This window comes from Bacillus spongiae (assembly GCF_037120725.1).
Taxonomy (GTDB): Bacteria; Bacillota; Bacilli; order Bacillales; family Bacillaceae_K; genus Bacillus_CI; species Bacillus_CI spongiae.
This window is the reverse complement of the sequence record NZ_JBBAXC010000001.1, coordinates 296,702-321,271: the sequence shown is the minus strand read 5'-3', so window position 1 is coordinate 321,271 and position 24,570 is coordinate 296,702. Positions and strand designations below refer to the sequence as shown.

The 24,570-nt window shown below is 38.0% G+C and carries 20 protein-coding genes, 1 other RNA gene and 1 other annotated feature; of the genes, 2 read left to right on the top strand and 19 right to left on the bottom strand.

Features of this window, described 5'->3' with window-relative positions:
• Positions 1-5: 5 nt before the first annotated feature.
• The 10 genes from WAK64_RS01480 to cymR all read right to left on the bottom strand — a co-directional run bounded on the left by WAK64_RS01480 (position 6) and on the right by cymR (position 10,942).
• Positions 6-263 carry an IreB family regulatory phosphoprotein gene (locus WAK64_RS01480; protein WP_336585145.1) on the bottom strand — a complete coding sequence of 86 codons (258 nt, stop codon included), beginning with the start codon at positions 261-263 and terminating at the stop codon, positions 6-8.
• A gap of 75 nt (positions 264-338) precedes the next feature.
• Positions 339-2,972 carry an alanine--tRNA ligase gene (alaS, locus tag WAK64_RS01475; protein ID WP_336585144.1) on the bottom strand — a complete coding sequence of 878 codons (2,634 nt, stop codon included), beginning with the start codon at positions 2,970-2,972 and terminating at the stop codon, positions 339-341.
• Positions 2,973-3,326: 354 nt separating this feature from the next.
• Positions 3,327-4,388: an AI-2E family transporter gene (locus WAK64_RS01470; protein WP_336585143.1), complete on the bottom strand. Its 1,062-nt coding sequence runs from the start codon at positions 4,386-4,388 to the stop codon at positions 3,327-3,329.
• A 132-nt stretch (positions 4,389-4,520) separates the two neighbouring features.
• On the bottom strand, positions 4,521-4,640 hold the full coding sequence (locus tag WAK64_RS01465; protein WP_336585142.1) for a DUF3918 domain-containing protein: 120 nt from the start codon (positions 4,638-4,640) through the stop codon (positions 4,521-4,523).
• 17 nt (positions 4,641-4,657) lie between these two features.
• The gene (locus tag WAK64_RS01460; protein WP_336585286.1) at positions 4,658-4,843 is read right to left on the bottom strand and encodes a hypothetical protein; all 186 of its coding nucleotides are present in this window, start codon (positions 4,841-4,843) and stop codon (positions 4,658-4,660) included.
• Between the two features lie 171 nt (positions 4,844-5,014).
• Complete coding sequence (recD2, locus tag WAK64_RS01455; protein ID WP_336585141.1) at positions 5,015-7,399, bottom strand: SF1B family DNA helicase RecD2; 2,385 nt, start codon at positions 7,397-7,399, stop codon at positions 5,015-5,017.
• Positions 7,400-7,424: 25 nt separating this feature from the next.
• Positions 7,425-8,090 (bottom strand): tetratricopeptide repeat protein, encoded by a 666-nt coding sequence (locus WAK64_RS01450; protein WP_336585140.1) that lies wholly within the window; start codon positions 8,088-8,090, stop codon positions 7,425-7,427.
• Between the two features lie 136 nt (positions 8,091-8,226).
• Positions 8,227-9,342, bottom strand: coding sequence for a tRNA 2-thiouridine(34) synthase MnmA (gene mnmA, locus WAK64_RS01445; RefSeq protein ID WP_336585285.1), 1,116 nt, complete (start codon positions 9,340-9,342; stop codon positions 8,227-8,229).
• Between the two features lie 17 nt (positions 9,343-9,359).
• Positions 9,360-10,505 carry a cysteine desulfurase family protein gene (locus WAK64_RS01440; RefSeq protein ID WP_336585139.1) on the bottom strand — a complete coding sequence of 382 codons (1,146 nt, stop codon included), beginning with the start codon at positions 10,503-10,505 and terminating at the stop codon, positions 9,360-9,362.
• Between the two features lie 17 nt (positions 10,506-10,522).
• Entirely contained in the window at positions 10,523-10,942 is a 420-nt protein-coding gene (gene cymR / locus WAK64_RS01435; protein WP_336585138.1) for a cysteine metabolism transcriptional regulator CymR, read from the bottom strand.
• 213 nt (positions 10,943-11,155) lie between these two features.
• On the opposite strand from cymR, the gene WAK64_RS01430 reads away from it, so the two are divergent.
• The gene (locus WAK64_RS01430) at positions 11,156-12,421 is read left to right on the top strand and encodes a replication-associated recombination protein A (protein WP_336585137.1); all 1,266 of its coding nucleotides are present in this window, start codon (positions 11,156-11,158) and stop codon (positions 12,419-12,421) included.
• A 760-nt stretch (positions 12,422-13,181) separates the two neighbouring features.
• Here WAK64_RS01430 and WAK64_RS01425 read toward each other — a convergent pair.
• The 9 genes from WAK64_RS01425 to WAK64_RS01385 form a co-directional block, all read right to left on the bottom strand.
• A complete protein-coding gene (locus WAK64_RS01425) occupies positions 13,182-14,180 on the bottom strand; it encodes an ABC transporter permease (protein ID WP_336585136.1) in 999 nt (332 codons plus the stop codon).
• Entirely contained in the window at positions 14,173-15,099 is a 927-nt protein-coding gene (locus WAK64_RS01420; RefSeq protein WP_336585284.1) for an ABC transporter ATP-binding protein, read from the bottom strand. The genes WAK64_RS01425 and WAK64_RS01420 overlap by 8 nt, the downstream gene beginning before the upstream one ends.
• 591 nt (positions 15,100-15,690) lie before the next feature.
• Positions 15,691-16,638 (bottom strand): ABC transporter permease, encoded by a 948-nt coding sequence (locus WAK64_RS01415; protein WP_336585135.1) that lies wholly within the window; start codon positions 16,636-16,638, stop codon positions 15,691-15,693.
• Positions 16,631-17,557, bottom strand: coding sequence for an ABC transporter ATP-binding protein (locus WAK64_RS01410; protein WP_336585134.1), 927 nt, complete (start codon positions 17,555-17,557; stop codon positions 16,631-16,633). The genes WAK64_RS01415 and WAK64_RS01410 overlap by 8 nt, the downstream gene beginning before the upstream one ends.
• A 337-nt stretch (positions 17,558-17,894) precedes the next feature.
• Positions 17,895-18,656, bottom strand: coding sequence for a tRNA threonylcarbamoyladenosine dehydratase (locus WAK64_RS01405; protein ID WP_336585133.1), 762 nt, complete (start codon positions 18,654-18,656; stop codon positions 17,895-17,897).
• 247 nt (positions 18,657-18,903) lie between these two features.
• Positions 18,904-19,091: non-coding RNA, 6S RNA (gene ssrS / locus WAK64_RS01400), on the bottom strand.
• Between the two features lie 62 nt (positions 19,092-19,153).
• Entirely contained in the window at positions 19,154-20,923 is a 1,770-nt protein-coding gene (gene aspS / locus WAK64_RS01395; protein WP_336585132.1) for an aspartate--tRNA ligase, read from the bottom strand.
• A 14-nt stretch (positions 20,924-20,937) separates the two neighbouring features.
• Positions 20,938-22,206 (bottom strand): histidine--tRNA ligase, encoded by a 1,269-nt coding sequence (hisS, locus tag WAK64_RS01390; protein ID WP_336585131.1) that lies wholly within the window; start codon positions 22,204-22,206, stop codon positions 20,938-20,940.
• A 61-nt stretch (positions 22,207-22,267) separates the two neighbouring features.
• Positions 22,268-22,494 (bottom strand) — a binding site (T-box leader).
• Positions 22,495-22,572: 78 nt separating this feature from the next.
• Positions 22,573-22,749, bottom strand: a complete 177-nt coding sequence (locus tag WAK64_RS01385) for an RNA polymerase subunit sigma-70 (protein ID WP_336585130.1) — start codon at positions 22,747-22,749, stop codon at positions 22,573-22,575.
• Between the two features lie 155 nt (positions 22,750-22,904).
• On the opposite strand from WAK64_RS01385, the gene WAK64_RS01380 reads away from it, so the two are divergent.
• Positions 22,905-24,560, top strand: coding sequence for an N-acetylmuramoyl-L-alanine amidase family protein (locus tag WAK64_RS01380; RefSeq protein ID WP_336585129.1), 1,656 nt, complete (start codon positions 22,905-22,907; stop codon positions 24,558-24,560).
• The last annotated feature ends 10 nt before the right edge of the window (positions 24,561-24,570 follow it).

The following is a 24,570-nucleotide window of genomic DNA, read 5'->3' as shown; positions in this document are numbered from 1 at the left end:
CCTCTTTAGCGTTGCTTTAAATAGGACCTAACTAATTCTTCAATAATTTCATCTCGTTCTAGACGACGAATGACATTTCGTGCATCCTTATGGCGAGGAATGTAGGCTGGATCTCCAGACAAGAGATACCCAACAATTTGATTGATTGGATTATACCCTTTTTCTTGTAATGCTCCATGAACTTGCATCAATACTTCTTTTACATCACGCTCAAATGGTTCATCTGAAAAATCGAATCTCATTGTTTTATCAAAAGAGCTCACTTAATCGCACCCCTCTTTAGCCTAATTTACTAGTTCCTTATGTTCTACTACATTGTACACCACTTTATCAGTTAATTAAACGGATTTCACCCATTCTTCTACAAAAGAAAGTGCGCTATCCAATTGTTGTGGATTCTTACCTCCTGCTTGTGCCATATCTGGGCGTCCACCGCCACCTCCACCACAACGTGATGCAACTTCTTTTACTAGTTTTCCGGCATGGTATCCCTTTTCAACTAAATCTTTTGACACCACTGCAATGATGTTCACTTTTTCACCTTGTGGAGAACCTAACACGATAATACCTGATGGGACTTTTTGCTTAAGTTCATCTGCCATTGTGCGAAGGGCATTCATGTCTGATGCTTGTACGTTAGCAACAAGGGTCGGTATTCCATCTACCTCTTTAATTGTGTCTGTTAAATTGCCAGCTTCAATATTAGAAAGTTTTGCCGACAATGAATCATTGTCCCGTTGCAACTCTTTCATTTCTACCAATAAAGAGTCCACCCTAGAAAGGATATTATCCGGCTTCGTTTTTAATTTCGATGCTGCTTGTGTTAAAAGCTCTACTTGTTCGTTTAAAAGGCTGTAAGCAGCCTTCCCTGACACTGCTTCAATTCTTCTCGTACCAGCACCTATACCGCTTTCAGATACAATCTTAAAAAGTCCAATCGAAGAAGTATTCGAAACATGGCAACCACCACATAGCTCAATACTAAAATCACCAATTGACACAACCCGAACTTCATTTCCATACTTCTCACCAAAAAGTGCCATTGCCCCCATTTTTTTCGCTTCTTCTAAAGGTTTTGTTTCAATAGACACAGATATAGCTTTCCATATTTCCTCGTTTACGATGTGTTCAATTTGTTCTAATTCTTCTGCCGTAACCTGTCCAAAATGAGAAAAATCAAAACGCAGTCGTTCTGCTTGAACTAGGGATCCAGCTTGGTTTACATGATCTCCTAAGACGTCTTTTAAAGCCCGATGTAGTAAATGCGTCGCTGTATGGTTCTTGATGATATCTTGACGTAATTCAACATTTACAATGGCTTCGACTTTATCACCTAAGTTGAGGGTGCCTTCTATTATTTTGATTCTGTGAAGATTTTGTCCATTTGGCGCCTTCTTTACATCCAGGACTTCTGCTTTTCCACTTGGACCAGTAATAATCCCTTTATCTGCTATTTGTCCACCGCTCTCGGCATAAAACGGAGTGTGAGTTAATACTAATTGAACCTCTTGGCCTTCAAATACAGTCTTTGTAAAAGAATCTTCTTCAATCAAGGTTGCAACTTGACTTGTTGTAGAGAGCGTATCATAACCAACAAATGTACTTTCGACTGTAATATCACCTAATACTCCACCTTGTACTTGCATTGATCCATTCCCTTGTCGGGCTGAACGAGCTCGGTTACGCTGTTGCTCCATCTCTGCCTCAAAACCTTCATGGTCCAATGCCAAGCCTTCCTCACCTGCATACTCTTCGGTTAACTCGACTGGAAATCCGTACGTATCATAAAGGCGAAATACATCCTTACCAGATAACGATTTTTCCCCTGCTTCTTTAGCTATTTTCATCATATTCGATAGAATTGATAGGCCCTCATTTAATGTTTCATGAAAACGTTCTTCTTCATTCTTTACGACTTTTTGAATAAAGTCGACTTTCTCTTTCACTTCTGGATAATAATCGACCATAATGTCTGCTACGACAGGCACCAGTTCGAACATAAACGGACGGTGGATGTTAATTTGTTTTGCGAAACGAACTGCTCTTCGCAGGAGGCGACGAAGAACATATCCACGTCCTTCATTTGAAGGTAATGCACCGTCACCCACGGCAAACGCCACTGTTCGGATATGATCAGCAATGACCTTAAATGCACTGTTAAACTCGCCGTCTGTTGAATAACTTACACCTGCAATCTTTTCAGTAGCAGAAATAATTGGCATAAATAAATCCGTATCAAAGTTAGTCGGAACCTCTTGAATAACACATGCCATGCGTTCAAGGCCCATCCCAGTATCAATGTTTTTCTTTGGAAGAGGGGAATAAGTACCGTCAGGATTATGATTAAATTGAGAAAATACTAAATTCCATACCTCTAAGTAACGATCATTTTCTCCACCAGGAAATAGTTCCGGATCATTTTCATCGTTTCCATAGTCTGGTCCTCTATCATAAAAAATTTCCGTATTTGGTCCACTCGGCCCTTCCCCAATATCCCAATAGTTTCCTTCCATCGGAATAATTTGCTTCTCTGGTAGCCCTATTTCATCACGCCAAATTTTAAGTGCCTCTTCATCTTCAGGATGAATGGTGACTGACAGTTTTTCTGGGTCGAATTGAATCCATTTTTCACTCGTTAAAAACTCCCATGCCCAGTGAATTGCTTCCTTTTTAAAATAGTCACCGATTGAAAAGTTCCCTAGCATTTCAAAGAATGTGTGGTGTCGAGTCGTAATTCCAACATTCTCAATATCATTCGTGCGAATGGACTTTTGAGCATTCACAATTTTCGGATTATCTGGAACAACTCGCCCGTCAAAATATTTCTTTAACGTCGCTACACCTGAATTAATCCAGAGTAAAGATGGGTCATCGTGCGGCACAAGTGATGCACTTGCTTCGACCTTATGGCCTTTTTCCTGGAAAAAATCTAAATACATTTGACGAATTTCTGCGCCTGTTAGTTTCTTCATCAGCTTACTCCTCCTATTACTATAGTCTGAAACTTAGAAGAAAACACAAATAGCCCTCATCCCCATACAGGGACGAGAGCTGCTCGCGGTACCACCCTGGTTACAGCCTAACCTAAAACCTACGGCTGTCACTTTACACCTTAACGCGGCAAACGGCAGACTTTAACTGCACTCAGGATGAGCGTTCTGTTATCCTTCACCTAGAATCTCTCTCAGCGAATGAGATTCCTCTCTTACGTGCTTCTGCACTCAGATGGACTATAACATACTGAATCCTTCTTCGTTTCTTTTTATGTACTGTATATGTCGAATTATAAAAACATCTTTCGTATTTGTCAAACTAGGAACGAGCATCTAAGGAATAAAGTGGTTTTTCCCATGCAATAGAGCTGTTTTGACAATGGCGAAGAAGGGAACAGCGACAATTAAGCCGATTACTCCAGCTACTTCACCTCCTATAATTAAGGCTCCCATAATAAAAAGCGGGTGCATATGAAGGCTTTTTCCCACAATAAATGGAGAAAGAATATTTCCTTCTAAAAACTGAAGGAGAATAATAATGAGAATAACGTAAAACATCATTTTCACTGAAATCGTACTAGCAATAATTAAAGCAGGAACTGCACCTACAATTGGACCAAAATAAGGGATGATATTTGTGAAGCCGACAAATATACTTAAAATTAAAGGATAATGAAGTTTAATCATCCAAAATGCAAGGAATGACAGCACTCCAATGACAAAACAAACAAGAAGTTGCCCCCGAATATACCCACCTAATGAAGCATCAATATCTTTCATAAACGAGGTAGCTTTTCGTCTCCATTTAGATGGGGTTAGCGATAAGGCCATTTTTTTAACTTTGGCAATATCTTTAAGTAAATAAAACGATACAAAAGGGATAATCACGATAATAAACAAGTTATTCATCAATTTTAACAGCATTGTTAATATATTCTCAACAAGGCCGTTGGCCCACGATTCTAATGCGTGTATTCGATCTTCAAGTTGGTGTTGTAGCCCGTCAGGCCATGTTGATGTTTCTTTTTGAATCAATGTAAGCCACGATTTATATTCATTCGCATAATCTGGTGCATGAACGGATAACTGTCTTAATTGCTCGACTAACATTGGAAAGCCTTTATATATTCCATACCCTACACCACCAAAAAAGAAAACATAAATGATGATGATAGCCGAAATTCTAGGGATTCCTGCTCTATGCAGCCTTTCGACAACTGGATGTAGTAAATAGGTAATAAACCCTCCTATTATAAAAGGAGAAAGTGAGAGAAACACAAGTTTCAGTAGGGGTTTCCAAACTGGAGCTAATAAATAAAAAATATACAAAAAAAGCAGAATCAATAAGCCGAGTGATAGACGATAAATCCATTTTACATATATATTTCTCTCCATCATCATTCCTCCTTCTGTTTATTCTTCCAATAACATATAAAAAAATATGCAATTTCCACAATAAATGAAGGCTAAGAACTTTTTAACAAAACAAAAAGGATGGCTGATGGCCATCCTTTTTTTACTTCTTCGTTACTTAAATACTTTTTTCATTCTTTTCCTCATCCGCTTCCATTGTTTTTGGTTACGTCCACCTAAAGAAGCAGCAACACCTGCACCAAAGCCCAATAAAGTCGATAGTCGTCTATTCATCTTGAAAGCACCTCACATTAGCTTAGTCGACGCTCTTCCTCATCGAATAAATCATCTAATGAGCTTAACGTTCCATCTTCTTCTACTTGATGTGTATGCAATATATCTTCAGCAATGGAAAGCTCAATAAAACATCCCCAGCAGTAATACTGGTTAATTCCTATTTTCCCGATATCTTTACTTGAACAGTTCGGACATTTCACCTTCTGCACCTCACGTATCACTTTTCCTTCCTTTATAAAAGAAAGAAATCACTTTATTTGTTTTGAGTGTGCCCAAATACGTCCGATCTTATACTGCAAGTAAGCAATCTGTAGAATAGGTCCGTTACAAAAAATCTTTTAACCTTTGTAACATTCCTTAGTGTTTCTACTTTACACAAAATCATAAGGAGTAAGGTTTTCCATTCCAATCATTGGATTGACTTTATCGATATTGGCTTCTGATAATATAAGCTCTTTATTGTCTTCCGTTACGATACTTTCTTCAGTAACTAATCGTTCATAAAGCGTTGTTTGACGTCTCGTATCATCTTCACGGTTCACTCCCATTTGGAGAGCTTCTTCTTCACCACATAAAATGAGGAAGCTTTTACTTCTAGTAATCGCTGTATAGATTAAATTTCTCCGAAGCATACGATAGTAACTTTTTACGATTGGCAAGATTACAATTGGAAACTCACTTCCTTGGGATTTATGTATTGAACAGCAATAGGCCAATGTGATTTGGTTCAAATCCTGCTTTGTGTAAGTAACCTCGTTTCCTTCATAAGAAACAATCACCATATCTTGTTTTTCTGTATTTTCTTTACTGTAAAAAATAGAGACTATTTCACCTATATCTCCATTAAAAACACCAGATTCTGGTTGATTTACAAGTTGAAGAACTTTATCACCAATTCGATATGCGACATCCCCATATTGTATTTCTTTACGTGACTTATCATCATTGCTATTAAAAATTTGTTGTAACGTGTCATTCAGCACATCAATGCCAGCCGGCCCTCGATACATCGGAGCTAACACTTGTATGTCTTTTGCCTTATAGCCCTTTCTTTTCGCATTTATCACAACTTTTTCAATGGCTTCTTTAATTTGAGATGGCTTACACATTATAAATGACCGATCCTTTTGTTGAGTGCGAATGTTAGCTGGTAACCGTCCTGTTTTTATTTCATGTGCCAACTCGATAATAGAAGAACCCTCAGCTTGTCGATAAATATCTGTAAGCCTTACCGTTGGAATAACCTGTGACTGCAATAAATCTTTTAATACTTGACCAGGGCCTACAGAAGGCAATTGATCTTCATCACCAACAAATATTACCTGAATGTTCTCAGGCAGCGCTTTTAGCAACTGATGTGCAAGCCATGTATCGACCATTGATACTTCATCAACAATCAACAGCTTTCCCTCAACTTGAGAATCTTCATCATTATCAAAACTTTTTTGCCCGTTCCAACCTAATAACCGGTGAATTGTCATAGCAGGTAGCCCTGTTGATTCAGACATTCGTTTTGCCGCTCTTCCGGTTGGAGCAGCGAGTAAAATAGGAAAAGGCTCATCCTTATACTCCTTCGGATCAAGCGAGCAGCCATGAAGGTCGGCATATAATTCGACAATGCCTTTAATGACCGTTGTTTTCCCCGTTCCCGGTCCCCCTGTTAATAACAGCATCGGTGACATTAAAGCCGTTCGAATCGCTTCCCTTTGTGAAGAAGCATACTGGACATGAAGTCTCTCCTCCAGATTACCTAAACTTAGTAAAAACTCTGACTCTGGAAACTGATGCTCATATTCACTCTGGGCCAATATCCTTTTTAAATTTGTTGATATTCCTTTTTCAGCAAAATGGAGTGACGGCATATAAATTCGCTTGTTCTCATCAAAGATAATTTTACCTTCTTCACTTAAATGAACTAACTCCGTTGCAATTTTTTCGTATTCTATTTGCTCTCGTTTATTATGCTGAAGTAACTTTTTAACATCTTCTAATAAGAATTCCCCATCTAAAAACACATGCCCTTCACTTAGGCAGTCTTGTTCGAGAGTATATAAGATACCAGCCTTAATTCGATCAGGATGATGACCAACAATCCCTAGCTTTGCCCCTAGCTCATCAGCGCGACCAAATCCGATTCCTTCAATATCGGATACAAGTTGATACGGATTTTTTTGTAAAATGTCCAAAGATTGATCCTTGTATTGTTGATAAATCTTCATACTCAATTGTGGACCAAATCCAACTTGGTTAAGTTTGATCATAATCTGCTCTAGCCCTTGGTGCTCCATAAGTGTCTTATAAATCTCTTTTGCTTTTTCCTTAGAAAGTCTAGCAACACTGTCTAAAGAAGTAGGGTCTTCAATAATTTTGCTGATTGCTTGCTCTCCAAGATGTTCGACAATCCTTTCAGCAGTCTTTTTGCCAATTCCATTAAATAAATCACTCGATAAATATTGCACAATCCCTTGCTTTGACTGTGGAATTTCTTTCTGGAATTGTTTCGCTTGAAATTGTAAGCCAAACTTCGGGTGCTCTTGAAAATTCCCGTAAAATGTATACGTCTCTTGCTCATGAATTTGAGGGAAATAGCCCGTCACAACCGCTTCTTTATCCTCATAGTTGCAGTTCGTTTCATCCACTCGAATTCGAATAACAGAGTAAAGATTTTGCTCATTATGAAAGACAGTGACAAGATGTCTTCCTCTTATAAACGGATCTTGTTCTTTAAACAAATCCATAGCATCTTGTTCATCCATAAAAAGCATCCCTTCTCATTTTAGATTAATGTTCATTTAATACTTTTTCCATCATCTTTTTACCATAACCCGCTAGCATATGATCATCTTGAGCTTGTAATGCTCGATTGAAATAAGAAAGGGCCACTTTGGGATCCTCATAGTGACCAGCATAAGCCACACCAAGATTATACAAGGCATCCGCATGTTGATTGTCTTTTTCAATAATTAATTGGAATTGCTTCACGGCTTCTTCTAGCATTTCTAATTGAGCAAGACAAAGACCAAACTGAAATCTAGCTTCAATATCCTCTTTATTTAATTCTACGCTGCGCTGTAAGTAAGGGAGTGCTAGCTTAGGCTGTTCCAAATGCATAAGCGATAGACCTAGCATAAAAAATACATCTCCTGTGTTTAGCCCTAGCGAAATAGCTTTTTCAAAATTAGTTTTAGCCTCGTTAAATTGTTCACCATTAAAAAATAAATTTCCTAACCCATAAAAAGCAGTGGCAGCACCTTTATCCAGTTCAATTGCCTTTAAGAAAAAACGTTGGGCTCTCTCTTCTTCTCCCACATGAGCAAGTACATTCCCAAAATTAATATAGGCTACTGCATCCTTTGGGTTTTCCTCGATTTCTTCTGAAAAAAGTCGAATTGCCTCTTCATATTTCCCCGCTTGTAATGCTTGAATTCCTTGTTGGTTACGATCCATTTTGTCCACCTCATTATTTTTCTATTTGCAGTATAGCATATTCGGTAAAGATGCTTCATTAGATGATACATCTTTTATTCGTTATTCTCTCTTACAAAAAAGCCCCAGCTCTTTTGTAGAGCTGAGGCAATGGTTATTATCCAACATACATAAGTTGTTTTTCTTCACGGAATATCGCGTCAATTGTCCCTCCACCAAGACAAATGTCATCTTGATAAAAAACAACTGCTTGTCCAGGTGTAACGGCACGGATTGGCTTATCAAAGATTATCTTTGCCTCTCCATTATCTAATAATTGTACCGTTACATGGTGATCTTCTTGTCGATAACGGAATTTTGCCGTGCAAGTAAAGGTTTTAGCTTGGATTTGGTTTGACGTAAAGCTAATGTTTGTTGCTGTAATAGAAGAAGAATATAAGCTCTCATGATCAAAGCCTTGTTCTACATACAAGACATTACGCTTTAAATCTTTTCCTACAACAAACCAAGGGTCTCCGGCTCCACCAATCCCAAGTCCTTGTCGCTGACCTATTGTGTAGTACATTAATCCATCATGCTTGCCTTTTAGTTCGCCAGCTAGCGTTTCCATTGTACCAGGTTGAGCAGGAAGATATTGACCTAAAAATTCTTTAAAATTGCGTTCACCAATGAAACAAATGCCCGTACTATCTTTTTTAGTGGCTGTTGCAAGGCCTGCTTCTGTAGCAATTTCCCGTACTTTCTTCTTTTCCAAATGTCCAATTGGAAACATTACCTTCTCTAATTGGCTTTGATTAAGTTGATTCAGAAAATACGTTTGATCCTTATTATGATCGTGACCTCGAAGCATCTTGTACTCTCCGTTTCGCTCTTCCACTTGAGCATAGTGGCCTGTCGCTAAATAATCTGCTCCAAGTTTCATCGCATGGTCCAAAAATGCTTTAAACTTAATCTCTTTGTTACACATAACATCAGGATTAGGTGTTCTTCCTGCCTTGTACTCATCTAAGAAATACGTGAACACCTTATCCCAATATTGCTTTTCAAAGTTCACTGCATAATAGGGAATACCTATCTGATTACAAACACGAATAACGTCATTGTAATCCTCCGTCGCTGTACAGACACCATTTTCATCTGTATCATCCCAGTTTTTCATAAATATACCAATCACATCATAACCTTGCTCCTTTAATAATAGGGCAGCTACAGAAGAATCCACTCCTCCTGACATTCCCACAACTACCCTCGTTTCACTAGGTGCTTTCATGATGCTCACCACACTTTCATTTAGATTGAAGTTAAACGATGAATAATCTTGGCGGTTTCACGTGCCGTCCATTCGATTTCATCGATTGTATTATTAAAGCCGAAGCTAAATCGTATTGAATTTCGCAATCGATCCGATTGCTTACCAAACATAGCAACGAGTACGTGAGACGGTTCTATTGAACCTGCCGTACACGCTGACCCACTGGACACCGCAATACCTGCCATATCTAGGTTCACTAACATAGATTCAACATCGGTCCCAGGGAAGCTTAAGTTTAGCACATGAGGAAGAGATTGCTCAAGCAATCCGTTTTGATAAAATTGAATGCCTTCTTCTATCAGAATATTTTTAAGTTTTTCCTTCATTTGGAGATATAGCATTCGTTTTTCTTCCCGTGTATCCCTTGCTATTGTTACAGCCTCCGCTAAGCCTACAATATTAGGTACATTTTCCGTACCAGCTCTTCGCTTACGTTCTTGTTCCCCACCATATAAATGAGGCGTAAGCAATATATCTTCTTTCACATAAAGAAAGCCAATACCTTTAGGACCATTAATTTTGTGCCCCGACACTGATAACAAATCAATACCAAGCTCTTTTACATCGATGTCAATGGCTCCGTATGCTTGAACCGCATCCGTATGGAGATAAGCAGGATGATCTCGCAAGATATCCCCGATTTCTTTTATTGGTTGGATCGTGCCAACTTCGTTATTTCCAAACATTATGCTCACTAGAATCGTATCGCTGCGTAACGCCTTTTTTACATCATCTAGCGACACTTGTCCCGCTTCGTCAACTGGAAGATACGTAACTTCAAACCCATCCCTTTCAAGCTTTTGACAAGTATGAAGAACAGCATGATGTTCGATAGCTGTCGTAATAATGTGCTTTCCTCTCTCTTTTAAAGCATCCGATACGCCCACAAGCGCAAGATTATCCGCTTCTGTCCCACCACTAGTAAAAATAATTTCATTAAATCGAGAACCAATACTTTTTGCTAATGTCGTACGTGCTTGATCCACCAGCTGTCTTGCTTCTCTTCCAAATGAATGAATACTCGATGGATTCCCATAATAATCTGTGTATATCGGCATCATTTTTTCGACTACTTGAGGGTGAGTAGGCGAGGTTGCAGCATGGTCAAGATAGATAACATTCATTCAAATTCACTCCTGTATTATATATAAAACATATATCCGTCCGATTCATCTTCATCGGTATAACCGGCGAGGTCTTCAATTGTCGTATTGTCTAAAACCGCTTTAACTGCATCACGAATTCGCATCCACAGCTCTCGTTTCGCTGGTTCCTCCTCCTCAATTCCCTCAACAGGGCTAATGGGCCCTTCCAACACGCGAATAATGTCACCAGATGTAATACTTGATGGTTCTTTTGCTAAAATGTATCCACCGTATGCACCTCGAATACTTTTAACTAATCCTGCATTTCGTAAAGGAGCTATCAATTGTTCCAAATAATGCTCTGATAAGTCATGAGTTTGAGCGATCGTTTTCAATGAGGTTGGACCCTCACCGTGGCGTTTGGCAAGTTCAATCATAATCGTTAAGCCATATCGGCCTTTCGTGGAAATCTTCAAATTGGACACCCCTGTTTATTCTAAATTCCATTCATATATTTTAAATAGCCCCTCTCTCACCGTAGACTCACTTTGGTTATCGAGAAGCTTCATCCTTGTATTTAATCAATAATCAATATAGCATTATAGCACATTTTTTGGCTAATATGCATTTTTCAAGCCGATGTGTTACATTAGTAGAAAAAGATAGAACGTAAGTTTGGAGAGATGATGTTGAGTATTAAACCACTAGCTTTTCGTCTAAGACCAAAAACCATCGAAGATATTATTGGACAAAAGCACCTTGTCGGAGAGGGAAGAATTATTAGGAGAATGGTCGAAGCTAAACAGCTCTCTTCCATGATTCTTTATGGTCCTCCTGGAATCGGAAAAACATCTATCGCAAGTGCCATTGCAGGTAGTACAAAGTTTGCATTTCGGACTCTCAATGCGGTAACAAGTAATAAAAAGGATATGGAAGTCATTGCCGCTGAAGCAAAAATGTCAGGAAAAGTAATCCTTCTTCTTGATGAGGTCCATCGCCTTGATAAAGCGAAGCAAGACTTTTTACTTCCCTTTTTAGAAAATGGGATGATTACATTAATTGGTGCCACTACTAGTAACCCTTACCATGCTATTAATCCAGCAATCCGCAGTCGTTGCCAAATTTTCGAACTACATTCTTTATCGATCGACGACATGACAGAAGCGTTGCAACGCGCGCTACATGACCGAGAAAACGGACTAGGAAGCTATCAAGTAACGATTGAAGAAGAAGCGCTTCATCATTTTGCTCAAGCAAGTAATGGAGATTTGCGTAGCTCCTTAAACGCTCTTGAATTAGCAGTACTATCGTCTACTCCAACAATAAATGGAACCATTCAAATCTCGCTAGCCGTAGCTGAAGAATGCTTACAAAAAAAGAGATTTTCCCATGACAAAAATGGAGATGCACATTACGACGTTTTAAGTAGCTTTCAAAAGTCAATTCGAGGAAGTGACACCAATGCCGCATTACATTATTTAGGACGCCTTATTGAAGCGGGGGACCTCGTAAGTATCGCACGAAGATTATTAGTAATTGCCTATGAGGATATTGGGCTCGCCAATCCGCAAGCAGGTCCTCGAATATTAGCCGCCATTGAATCTGCTGAGCGTCTCGGTTTTCCAGAGGCACGTATTCCTCTAGCAACCGCTGTTATCGAATTATGCTTATCTCCAAAGTCAAATTCAGCCATAACGGCCATTGACAAGGCGTTACAAGATATTCGTGATGGAAAAAGCGGCGAGGTCCCAGCTCATCTAAAAGACTCTCATTACAAAGGTGCTAAAGAACTTAGTAGAGGCATTGGTTATAAGTATCCCCATGACTATGAAACGGGTTGGGTTAAACAACAATACTTACCGACTGCCCTTCAACACGCAACGTATTATGAACCGAAAGAAACCGGTAAATTCGAAAAAGCATTGGCTACTATTTATCGAAAGCTAAATTCATGAAGCATAGGATTCTCTTATTAAAATCGCTATGTCAAAAAATTTTGTGATTTTTTATAAATGAAGGGAACGACATTTCCTTAGAGTTCCCTTCTTCAATCATGAAATCTCAGAAGTATCTCTTTCATAGCAGAGACCCCATAACCTTGCCCCAATAGATTTTACCTCTTCGTGCACCTCTTCATTCAGCATACATGTTGGGTGTTTTTTAAATCTATCCGACCGATATCTCTTCCCTCTACCGTAACAGTGGCTTCTCCATTTGGTGTGGTCATGCACATTATATTCCACCTCTTCATTACTTCTTTACTAAAGGCGGATATTTCTCTGGCGTATTTATATGATTGAACAAAACACTATGAGGTCAGTCGTCAATATCCTGAAAATCTTAAATATACTTTTGATGATTCACTTAATTAAATAGAGAATTTATTTAACTAAGTGATTTTTTACTAATATGGGAAATTTTAATAATCTCAGTTTATCATAGGGAGGTCTGAGAACAAGCAGCTATTAATAATTTCCTTGCTTTTTGTGTTTGGTTTAGTGGAGACATTTTGTAGCCACCCCCTTTAACCGACTTTGGTAGCTAGTTATATTTTAAAATGATAAACACCACAGCTACGTTCATTACAATTTAATATTAATTCCCCACTATCCAATTATTGAGCGATATAGATTCTTCAGGATTAAATCTAACCATAAAAAAACTGCACCTCATGTCTTACATTTGAGTGCAGTTCATTTATTACTTTTTTTGTTTTTACGCCCCTACATCCCGCTTCATAAATGGAATAAAAGCAAGTACTATAAAGATGATGAAATAGACAGCAAGAACAGCGATTGAGAATTCGAGCGTCATTCCTTGTACGAGAGGAGAATCTAATTGTGTGTACGTAGTTAAATCTGTATTAGCGAATAAAATATATTTTGTCCAATCAAAGCTTAGTGCTAAAAACTCTACCACTAATTCCCCAACTAACAAGGATGTTAACGCAACTCCAATTGCAAGGGGACTATTTCGGAATAACGTAGAAATCATGAAAGCCATCGTTGTTGTCATCAACACGCCAATTAAACTTAATAAGTAATCCTTTATAATGAACCATGCCATTGGCTCTTCGATGACGTTTCCATCTACATACGCTAAGTGCACATTATTTCCACTAGGACTACCGAATAACACAAACCCTACAAGAGCTGAAATAACAAACAGTATGCCAAGTAGCATCAACCCAAATGATAATACGGTAATATACTTAGATAACAAAATTTGAAAACGAGACGTCGGACGAATGAGTAATAATTTAATTGTTCCCCATGTAAATTCATTGGCGACGATTCCAGCAGCCACAATGATCATAAACAATCCGACCATCGTAATTCCATTTCTTTTGCTATTATCCATATACCTCCATACATTATTTCCTAATTCTTCAGGAAGATGGTTTTCAACACGGTACGTATTGATCGCAAGGTCCTTTTCATAATATAATTTTTGAACTTCAGTCAACTCTTTGCTCAACTGTGGATCGTTTAAAAAATTTTCACTTGATTCAATTTGTAGCAATAGCTCTTCTTTCCATTTATCTTTATCTTCTGCTTGAATAGCTATTTGCTGACGATCTTGTTCAATTTGACTCGATATACTTTTCTCTATACCACCTGTGATGATGACGAATAAAATAAGTAAGCCAATCATGACCTTCGTACCTGTTTGTTTTGTGATTTTCATCCATTCATTTCGGACTAAATTAAGCATGATCCTCCACCTCCTTCTCATGTGTTATTTCTAAGAAGCGATCTTCTAATGTTTTCTTTGTACTTGTAACAGAGAGAACAAATAGTCCATGATCAACTAATACTTTGACGACATCAGAAATTTGTTGTTTTTGTAGCTGAATATGCAAATGTTCATTTACGATTTTGTAAGAAAATTGAGATAGCTCTTCAGACATGATGACCTCTATCTTTTCAAGTGAACTCACTTCAAATTGATAAGTCTGCTTATCACCCTCGACAAAATCATTTACTGATTGCACATCGACGAGCTTCCCATTTTGAATAATGGCAATTCGATCGCACATCATTTCCATTTCTGCTAATAAATGACTTGAAACAATAACAGATATATTTTGTTCTTTCGCCAACTTGCGAATATAATCACGAATTTCACGAATACCGGCTGGGTCCAAGCCATTTGTCGGTTCGTCTAAAATGAGCACCTTTGGATTGTGAAGCAGAGCTTGAGCGATTCCTAGTCGCTGCCTCATTCCGAGGGAATACGTTTTTACTTTTTCATGAATTCTTTTTGTTAAACCTACCAGTTCTACCATTTCATCAATTTTTTCTTTTGAAATTCCCTTATGCATTCTGGCATAATGATTCAAATTTTGATAGCCTGTAAGAAATTTATATAATTCAGGATTTTCCACAATCGCTCCAACATTTGAAATCGCCTTACTATATTCTGTTTTAATGCTATGCCCAGCAATCTGAATATCGCCTGAAGTCATCTCGATAAGACCGACCATCATCCGAATGGACGTTGTTTTTCCCGCCCCGTTTGGACCTAGAAAGCCAAACACTTCTCCTGGTCGAACGTCAAAGCTAAGTGAATCGATAATTTTCTTTCGTCCAATCATTTTAGACACATTTTTAAAACGAACATTGTACTCCATCATCTACCTCCTAATTTGCTTTAAAGTTTTTTAATATGAAACAACTCTTGCTTTCTACTATTAAGAGAAATGTTGTCATATCTTTATTTCTAGATGAAAGGGGGGTACATTAATGGGTTCTCATTTTCCTAGATAGTAGGGTTTACTAACTCTTATGGAGTACTCTAAATGATACTGTACAACCTCTTTCCGAGTTATTGCATTAAAACAAATTACTACCACCTTAAGTGCAGGATTAGTCATTTTAAAATTGTTGCACCTTATTTCTTTCATCTGTTACTTATTGTACAAAGGATTTCTTAAGTTAAAGTTTTTAAAAAAATGAAGAATTTCTTAAGGAATTCTAATAGAGAATGTATAAATACCCTTTCATTCCGCCTCTAGTCAAAACCAATTAAGAGAAGAAAGTTTTGCAAGCCAAAAAAGGAGAATTATTATGAATAGGGTCGTTGTAGTTCGTTTCTCACAGGAGGGTTGAGGAAGGTTCCTAAAAGAAGGATTATTATGAAGAGAATGGACAAAAAATAGGCTACCCCACTCCATTTTCAGTTGGAGTGAAGTAGCCTTACTACTAAGTCAATGTTTAAATTTTTATGCTCCCATGTCCCGCTTCATAAACGGGATAAAAGCCAATAACATAAAGATAATATAATACACAGCTAGTACGATAAGCGAAAATTCAAGGGTCATTCCTTCTCTTAATAGTATACCCTGTGAATACATTGTTAAATCCGTATTTGCAAATAATATATATTTTGCCCAATCAAACCAAACAGCTAATATAGCTGTCACTGTTCCACCAACTAATAAGGTGAAGATAGAAATCCCGATGGCAATCGAGCTATTTTTAAATAAAGTAGAAATCATGAAAGCCATCGTTGTAATCATAAACACCCCAATTGTGCCTAACAGATACTGTTTCATTAAAAACCAGATCGTAGACTCCTTGATAACTTCCCCTTCTACATACGATAAATACACATCGCTTCCACCGCCAAACAATACTACCCCAACAAGTGCGGATAAAGCAAAAAGTATAACAAGCAGCATTGAACCAAAAAGTAGCACAGTAATGTATTTAGATAACAAAATTTTAAACCTGGAAATTGGACGAATGAGTAACAGCTTAATCGTGCCCCATGAAAATTCACTTGCTACAATTCCAGCAGCAACAATGATGGCAAATAATCCAACAAGATTTACTCCCGTAGATGCTTCTTCTACAAATGACCATACACTATTCCCTTGATTTTCAGGAAGGTCATTTTCAATACGGTACGTATTAATTGCGATGTCTTTTTCATAGGATAACTTTTCAATATCCATCATTTGATTTCCATATTCTTCTAATGTTTGTTTATCAGATTCAATTTCTGTTGTTAACTGTTGTTTCCAATCTAAATTTTCAGGAATATCCTTTTCAACATATTTATAAATACCACCCATAGCGACCACAAATAGAACAAGTAGCCCAATCATGACATACGTACCAGGGCGCTTAAATATTTTCATCCATTCGTTTCGGATCAAATTAAGCATGAAGCGTCTCTCCCTTCTCTTTCGTAATTTCTAAGAAGCGATCTTCTAATGTTTTCGCTGCTCTTGTAATGGAGAAAATGGAAAGTTCATTTTCTACCAATACTTTTATTACTTCAGGAATTTGTTCCTTTTCTAGTTGAATATGTAAATGTTCATTTAATATTTGATAGGAGTATTGCGATAAGTGTGCAGACATGACTGCTTCAGCTTCTTTAAGTGGCGATACTTCAAATTGATAAATATGTTCATTACCCTCGACAAAATCATCCACTGTTTGAACATCGACAAGCTTCCCATTTTGAATAATGGCAATTCGGTCGCACATCATTTCCATCTCTGATAATAAGTGGCTTGAAACAACAACCGCAATATTTCGTTCTCTTGCCAATTTGCGCACATAATCACGAATTTCACGAATCCCTGCTGGGTCCAATCCATTTGTCGGTTCATCTAAAATAAGCACTTTCGGGTCATGGAGGAGCGCTTGCGCAATACCTAATCGCTGTCTCATTCCGAGTGAATACGTTTTTACCTTTTCATGAATCCTACCGGTTAACCCTACAAGCTCAACTATTTCATCAATTTTTTCTTTGGAAATATTACCATGCATTCGACCAAAATGAACTAAATTTTGGTAGCCTGTTAAAAATTTATACATTTCAGGGTTTTCGACAATGGCTCCAACATTTGCAATTGCCTTTTCGTATTCTGATTTGATGCTGTGTCCAGCTATTTCAATGTCTCCAGAGGTAATACCGATGAGTCCTACCATCATACGAATCGTCGTCGTTTTACCAGCACCGTTTGGTCCTAAAAAACCAAATACTTCGCCAGGTTGAACGTCAAAGGTTAACGAGTCTATGATTCTCTTTTTTCTAATCATTTTTGAAACATTTTTAATCCTCACAATATGCTCCATAAAATACCTCCTATTTGTAACATTAATGACTGCTATTACCTTGCTACTATACCACATTTCCTTCTTTCTCGGTAAATTTTGTCATCTTTATTCATTTCTACTCTTTATTACGTTTCCTATATAAAAAGGTTTCAAATTTTATTATTCTTTTATTTTTTCATTAACTACGAATGTTAATGACTTCGCATTATGGTTAAGGAAAAAATGTGTTCAATAGTTTGTGAGAAAGCAATCCATTCCCAATGTTCAACATGTAATAATGAGTACTATAAACACAACCGTTACCACTTCTAAACGAAGCCAACCTATAAAGAAAACCGCTGATAAATATCAGCGGTTAATCGTTCACTCTTTGAATTTTAATGTCTTTTAGCATCGTATTTACGACATAGCTTGCTGCAATCAAGCCTGCAACAGAAGGGACAAAAGCGTTTGAAGACGGAGGCATTTTCGCCTTGCGTATTTCAGCTTGATCATTTCCGACTTCTTTCCGAATATCTTCACGAATGACAATTGGACTTTCATCAGAAAACACTACCGGAATCCCTTTACGGATACCTGATTTTCGAAGGCATGTTCGAATAACTTTTGCAATAGGGTCCGTGTGAGTTTTAGAAATATCAGCAATTTTAAAGCGGGTAGGATCGGTTTTATTCGCTGCTCCCATACTAGCTATTATCGGGATATCACGCTTTAAGCATTCTTTCATTAAATGAATTTTATAGGAAATCGTATCTGAAGCATCCACGACAAAATCTAACCCATAGCTAAAGAACTCCTCATATGTTTCTTCCGTATAAAACATTTTAAGAGCAATAACTTCACAGTCTGGGTTAATATCATGAATTCGATTCTTCATTAACTCTACTTTTTGTTGGCCAACCGTCGATAGTAAAGCGTGAATTTGACGATTTACATTGGTAATATCAACATCATCTTTATCAACTAGTACTAAGCGACCCACGCCAGAACGAGCAAGGGCTTCTGCAGCAAAGGAACCAACGCCTCCAATACCTAAAACAGCTACTGTACTATTTTTTAATCTATCTAGCCCTTCTTTTCCGATGGCTAATTCGTTTCGAGAAAACTGATGTAACAACAAAATCAACTCCAAGCTAATAATTTCATTTCTATAGAATAGCTTAATTCACCTAGAAATGCAATAAAACCCGATAAACACGGTAGGTTTAACATCCATAGGATCAAGTCTTCTTTTAAAATATCAGGTATGAAATAAAAAGCAGCACGACAGGTGAAGAATAAGCTTCATCACTTACACATTTGAACTCAACAAAAAAGCTCCTTGAATAATCAAGAAGCTTGGATAAACAATTGTAAAAGAGGTTGAAAGTCCCAATCATGCCGTTGCTGAGATACTAACGTTTTGAACCCGCTCTCAGCAGGTGGGTGTCTTATTTTAAATGTTGTACGTCCTTAGCAAAAAGGCATGCACGCTATTTAAAAACGCAGACTCCCAAAGTTAGAAATGTTCGGTCAAAACTAATAGGTAATACAACGAACACATCAGGACTTTCTTGTAAGTGTATTTTACCATATCTATTGTAATCATACAATCCTACAACATTTGAGAATCGATTACTTTTTTTCTACATCAAGTGACAAATGTAGCTCACTAAGCTGTTCTCCACTTACTTCGCTTGGTGCATTCGTTAACAGGCAGCTCGCACTTGCTGTTTTTGGAAAAGCAATTGTATCACGTAGGTTTGTGCGGCCTGCCAATAACATTACTAAACGGTCTAGTCCAAGAGCAATTCCCCCATGTGGAGGAGTTCCATACTCAAATGCTTCTAATAAAAATCCGAATTGCTCTCTCGCCTCTTCTTCTGTGAATCCTAGCACGCTAAACATTTTCTCTTGAATGTCTCTTTCAAAAATACGAAGACTACCACCCCCGAGCTCATAACCGTTAAGGACAAGGTCGTACGCAATCGCTTTTACATCTTCAGGTGCTGATTCAAACAGAGGTATGTCTTCTCTTACTGGCATTGTAAACGGGTGATGCGCAGCAATATAACGATTATCTTCTTCACGATACTCTAATAACGGCCAGTCTGTAACCCATAGGAAGTTAAATTTACTTTCATCAATTAACCCTAACTCTTTTCCTAGTTTTCCACGAAGGGCTCCAAGTGCATCTGCTACAACCGATTTTTTATCTGCTACGAACAGTAATAAATCCCCTGCTTCACCTTGAGAAGCGTTAAGAAGTCCAGATTGCTCTTCTTCAGAAAAGAATTTTGCAATAGGGCCTTTTAGCCCTTCCGCCTCTACTTTTAACCAGGCAAGCCCTTTTGCCCCGTATCGAGAAACAAACTCAGTTAATCCGTCAATGTCTTTACGAGAATATTCGGTTGCCGCTCCTTTTACATTTAGTAGTTTTACTTCTCCACCATTAGTAATTGTCGATGCGAACACTTTAAAACCTGAGTCCTTTACAACTTCTCCAACATTAATAAGTTCCATATCAAATCGAGTATCAGGCTTATCAGAACCGTAACGATTCATCGCTTCATCATACGTCATTCTTGGGAACGGAAGAGAGACGTCAACACCTTTGACATCCTTCATCATTTTTTCCATCATACTTTCCATTAGAGTGATGATTTCTTCTTGGTCCATAAAGCTCATTTCAATATCAACTTGGGTAAATTCCGGTTGACGATCTGCACGTAAATCTTCATCACGGAAACAACGAGCAACTTGATAATAACGTTCGAACCCAGAGACCATTAGTAATTGCTTAAAGATTTGTGGGCTTTGAGGAAGAGCATAAAATTCCCCATCATGCACACGGCTAGGAACCAAATAATCACGAGCACCTTCAGGTGTACTCTTTGTTAACATCGGTGTCTCCACATCTAAAAATCCATTCTCATCTAAAAATTGGCGAATCGACTTCGTGACGCTGTGACGCATTTGAAATGTTTCTAGCATGTCTTGTCGACGTAAGTCTAAATAGCGATATTTAAGACGTAAATCTTCTGATACGTCTGTTTCATTTTCGATAATAAAAGGGGGTGTTTTCGCTTCATTTAATATGCGAACATGATTTACTTGCACTTCAATTTTTCCTGTTTTCAAGCTTGGATTAATAGCACCCTCAGCTCTTTTTACAACGGTTCCTTCAATTTGAAGGACAAACTCATTACGAATGGTTTCAGCTATTTCTAGAGCTTCTTGAGATACTTCTGGATTGAAGACCGTTTGAACAATCCCAGTACGATCACGAAGATCCACAAAGATTAACCCACCTAAATCACGACGTTTTTGTACCCATCCTTGAAGAAATACCTTTTCTCCAACATGTGCCTCTATTACTTCTCCACAATAAGAACGTTTACTCATTGATTTCTCCTCCTTTATTGGCTTAACTCGGAAAATTGCTGGATAAATTGTGCTAATTCTAGCTCCACCTGCTCACCATTTTCCATATTTTTCACTTTCACTTTTCCGTTTTGTAGTTCATCCTCACCAAGAATGGCAACAAACCGCGCGTTGATACGATCTGCTGTTTTAAATTGCGCTTTTGCTTTACGATTTAAGTAATCTTTATCTGCTGCAAATCCTGCTTGTCTAAGCTGATGTAATAGCTTTACACTATATTCTCGTGCGCTGTCCCCTAGTGATACTACATAACAGTCAACTTTTTGCTTAATCGGCAATTCAATATTTTCGGCTTCAAGGGCAGATATGAGCCTCTCGATACTTAGAGCAAACCCAATACCTGGTGTACTTGGTCCATCAATCATTTCAACAAGACCATTGTACCTTCCACCACCACAAAGCGTCGTTATGGCTCCAAACCCTTCAGCTTCACTCATAATTTCAAAGGCAGTATGATTATAATAATCCAACCCTCTCACTAAGGTGGCGTCAACAGTAAATGGTATGTTCATCCTTTGCAAATATTGTTGAACCTTACCAAAGTATAAAGTTGACTCACTGTTCAAGTAATCTATTATGGACGGAGCCGTATTCATTAATTCATGATGACGATCTTTCTTACAATCAAGAATACGAAGTGGGTTCTTCTCTAAGCGATTTTGACAATCTGCACAAAACTCTCCAATTCGAGGTTGGAAGTGAGCGACAAGGGCTTCACGGTGTGCTGATCTGCTTTCTGAATCACCTAGTGAATTAATAACAAGCTTTACTTTCTTTAAACCTAGTGTTTCGTATAAGTTCATGGCTAAGCCAATTACTTCTGCATCAATGGCTGGGTCTTCACTTCCAAGGGCTTCAACACCAAATTGAACAAACTGCCGATAACGACCAGCCTGAGGTCGTTCATAACGAAACATGGGACCTGTATAGAAAAGCTTTACCGGTTGATTCGCATAACCAAACATCTTATGTTCTACAAATGCTCGAACAACCGCTGCTGTTCCTTCAGGACGCAGTGCAAGGTCACGTTCACCCCGATCCTTAAAAACGTACATTTCCTTCTGTACAATATCAGTTGTATCTCCTACACCGCGTAAAAATAATTCTGCATGTTCAAATATTGGTGTGCGAATTTCTTGGTACTGAAATCGCTGGCATAGCTCCTTCGCTTTCTCTTCTATATATTGCCATTTCTCAACAGTACCCGGAAGAATATCTTGAGTACCTCTCGGAATTTTCACCATCGTAAATTCTCCTCCTTACATAAATAGCCAAATAAAAAAACCCTCGTTTCCCTTGTATAAAACAAGGGACGAGAGTTTTAAACCCGTGGTGCCACCCTAATTGAAGCTTAACGCTTCCACTCGAACAGTTAACGCCTGCCACGTTCATCTCCTACTAGAAACCTTTCTTTCAGAGAGAAACCTAAGAAGTGTTCATTCACTAAGGCATCATGGAGAAATGTTTTCAGCCAAGACATTTCCTCTCTTTTCATGTGTTTCCTAGTTACTATGCTTCATCATTGGTTTTTGTATGTCATTTAGTTTATATAATCATACGCAGGGGATTGATCAATGTCAAGATGAAAAACAGAAAAATCCTTTAATCCATTATCCTCTTTCCATTTTTTTCTTTAACAGATGAACTTCCCGTAAAGACAAGCCAAATTCAGTTGCAAGCTCGACAGATGATGCATCCTGCTCTTTTTCTATAAAATGATGAAAATCTACTCCAAATACTTGACCACCGCCAAAACTATTCATTGTTTGTTTTTCACTCGCTCTCATGTTCTCACCCTTTCACTTCACTTAGCACTATCATTCCCAACAAATTCGGTTTTCTTTCATAAAAAAGACAAGGATTTTGACTCCCACTCTCGAAAGATACAATATAGAAATTCCACTCGAACTTCGACTAATTATTCGAACTGTGAGGTGTAAATATGAGAGGAAAAACGAGCTTTATTATATTAGTAGTATTCACACTGCTCTTAATTGCTTTACTTCTTTTTCTTAGTGAAGACCCTAAACGGATAACAATTCAATCAGATAAGGTCAATGCGCGAAAAGGGCCAGGCCTTTCATATGAAGCCATCACCTCTGTTCATAAAGGGGAAATTTATACCATCCTTTCTAAAAAACAAGATTGGGTGGAAATTCAATTACCTGACCGCCAAAAAGGGTGGGTGCCAGCCTGGACTAACGAAACGATTCTTTCTTCTGCAGCATCTTATGACTTGGCAAAAGAAAATGAAATTCATATTCGCAAAATCCCCCCCACAAGTACTGCTAGTATAGGTGAATTATATCGTCAAAATCTTGTAAGTAAGATTTCCCTTCAAAATAGCTCTTTAGAAGTTCCTCGTACCATAAACAATCGACAAACCGTTATTTCAGTTGAGACACTATTCATTCGCCAAAACCCTAGCTTAACAGGAACAATCATTGGGACTATAAATAAAGGAAAGATGTTTACAGTCATAAATCAGCAAGAGGAGTGGATGGAAATCCATTATAAGGGGGCTTCTGGTTGGATTTCCTCTTCCTACGTCCAGCATGTAACCACTGAGTATCAAGGAAACCAACCTTCCGATCATGTTCTTTATGGGACCGTCACCATTAATCAGCTTAATATAAGAGACAGAGCAGCATTAAGCGGAAACGTTATCTCATCTGTTTCATACGGTGAAAAGCTCCAGATAGTTGCAGATCAAAATGATTGGGCAAAAATTATACTAAATAATGATCAAACTGGTTGGGTGACAAAAGATTATTTAGAGGTAGCATTTTATAACCAACAACGACCAACTTCATTTCCAACCTCTATAAAACATGAAAGTGCGCAAATTTTATATAACGGAACGAATATACGATCAGGCCCATCCCTCGAACATAACATCATTCAAAAGGTTTCTGCAGGAAATGAATACTCTATTATTCAACAAGTTGGAGAGTGGTACAAGCTTGCGCTAAGCGAAGGTGGTGAGTATGGATATGTCGCAGAGTGGATGGTTTCTACTCAAATGACAGATTCAACGCCCAACCAGCTTCCGAAAGAAAATATATTGGCGGGTAAAACCATCTTAATTGACCCGGGACATGGAGGTATCGATAGTGGTACCATTGGAGCAAGAGGAACATTTGAGAAACTCATAACCATGAAAATAGCTGAATCCCTTTCTAATAAGTTAAAACAGGCTGGTGCAAGAGCTATCTTAACTAGGAAAGAGGACGCTTATGTCACTTTGCAAACTAGAGTGAATCTTTCTCATTATTATGAAGCTGATGCATTTTTATCCCTTCATTTCGACAGTGTTGATGACTCGACTATACACGGACATACTGCCTATTATTTTGATAAACCGCAACAAAAGCTTGCTCTTTCGATAAATGAACATTTTACTCAAGCATCCGCTATAAAAAATCGTGGTGTCCAACAAGGGGATTATTATGTCCTTCGCGAAAATAATCAACCCTCCGTTTTATTGGAACTAGGCTTTTTAAGTCATTTACATGAAGAATGGATCGTACATTCAACGTTATTTAAAGAAAGAACGACTACGGGAATCTACAATGGACTTGTTCAGTTTTTTCAATAATAAAACAGGA

What these genes read in the sequence shown, in the direction of transcription:
- alaS (WP_336585144.1), bottom strand. Translation starts at nt 2,972, where the DNA reads ATGAAGAAACTAACAGGCGCAGAAATTCGTCAAATGTATTTAGATTTT.
- WAK64_RS01470 (WP_336585143.1), bottom strand. Translation starts at nt 4,388, where the DNA reads ATGGAGAGAAATATATATGTAAAATGGATTTATCGTCTATCACTCGGC.
- WAK64_RS01465 (WP_336585142.1), bottom strand. Translation starts at nt 4,640, where the DNA reads ATGAATAGACGACTATCGACTTTATTGGGCTTTGGTGCAGGTGTTGCT.
- recD2 (WP_336585141.1), bottom strand. Translation starts at nt 7,399, where the DNA reads ATGGATGAACAAGATGCTATGGATTTGTTTAAAGAACAAGATCCGTTT.
- WAK64_RS01450 (WP_336585140.1), bottom strand. Translation starts at nt 8,090, where the DNA reads ATGGATCGTAACCAACAAGGAATTCAAGCATTACAAGCGGGGAAATAT.
- WAK64_RS01440 (WP_336585139.1), bottom strand. Translation starts at nt 10,505, where the DNA reads ATGAATGTTATCTATCTTGACCATGCTGCAACCTCGCCTACTCACCCT.
- WAK64_RS01425 (WP_336585136.1), bottom strand. Translation starts at nt 14,180, where the DNA reads ATGCTTAATTTAGTCCGAAATGAATGGATGAAAATCACAAAACAAACA.
- WAK64_RS01420 (WP_336585284.1), bottom strand. Translation starts at nt 15,099, where the DNA reads ATGGAGTACAATGTTCGTTTTAAAAATGTGTCTAAAATGATTGGACGA.
- WAK64_RS01415 (WP_336585135.1), bottom strand. Translation starts at nt 16,638, where the DNA reads ATGCTTAATTTGATCCGAAACGAATGGATGAAAATATTTAAGCGCCCT.
- WAK64_RS01410 (WP_336585134.1), bottom strand. Translation starts at nt 17,557, where the DNA reads ATGGAGCATATTGTGAGGATTAAAAATGTTTCAAAAATGATTAGAAAA.
- aspS (WP_336585132.1), bottom strand. Translation starts at nt 20,923, where the DNA reads ATGAGTAAACGTTCTTATTGTGGAGAAGTAATAGAGGCACATGTTGGA.
- hisS (WP_336585131.1), bottom strand. Translation starts at nt 22,206, where the DNA reads ATGGTGAAAATTCCGAGAGGTACTCAAGATATTCTTCCGGGTACTGTT.
- WAK64_RS01385 (WP_336585130.1), bottom strand. Translation starts at nt 22,749, where the DNA reads ATGAGAGCGAGTGAAAAACAAACAATGAATAGTTTTGGCGGTGGTCAA.
- WAK64_RS01380 (WP_336585129.1), top strand. Translation starts at nt 22,905, where the DNA reads ATGAGAGGAAAAACGAGCTTTATTATATTAGTAGTATTCACACTGCTC.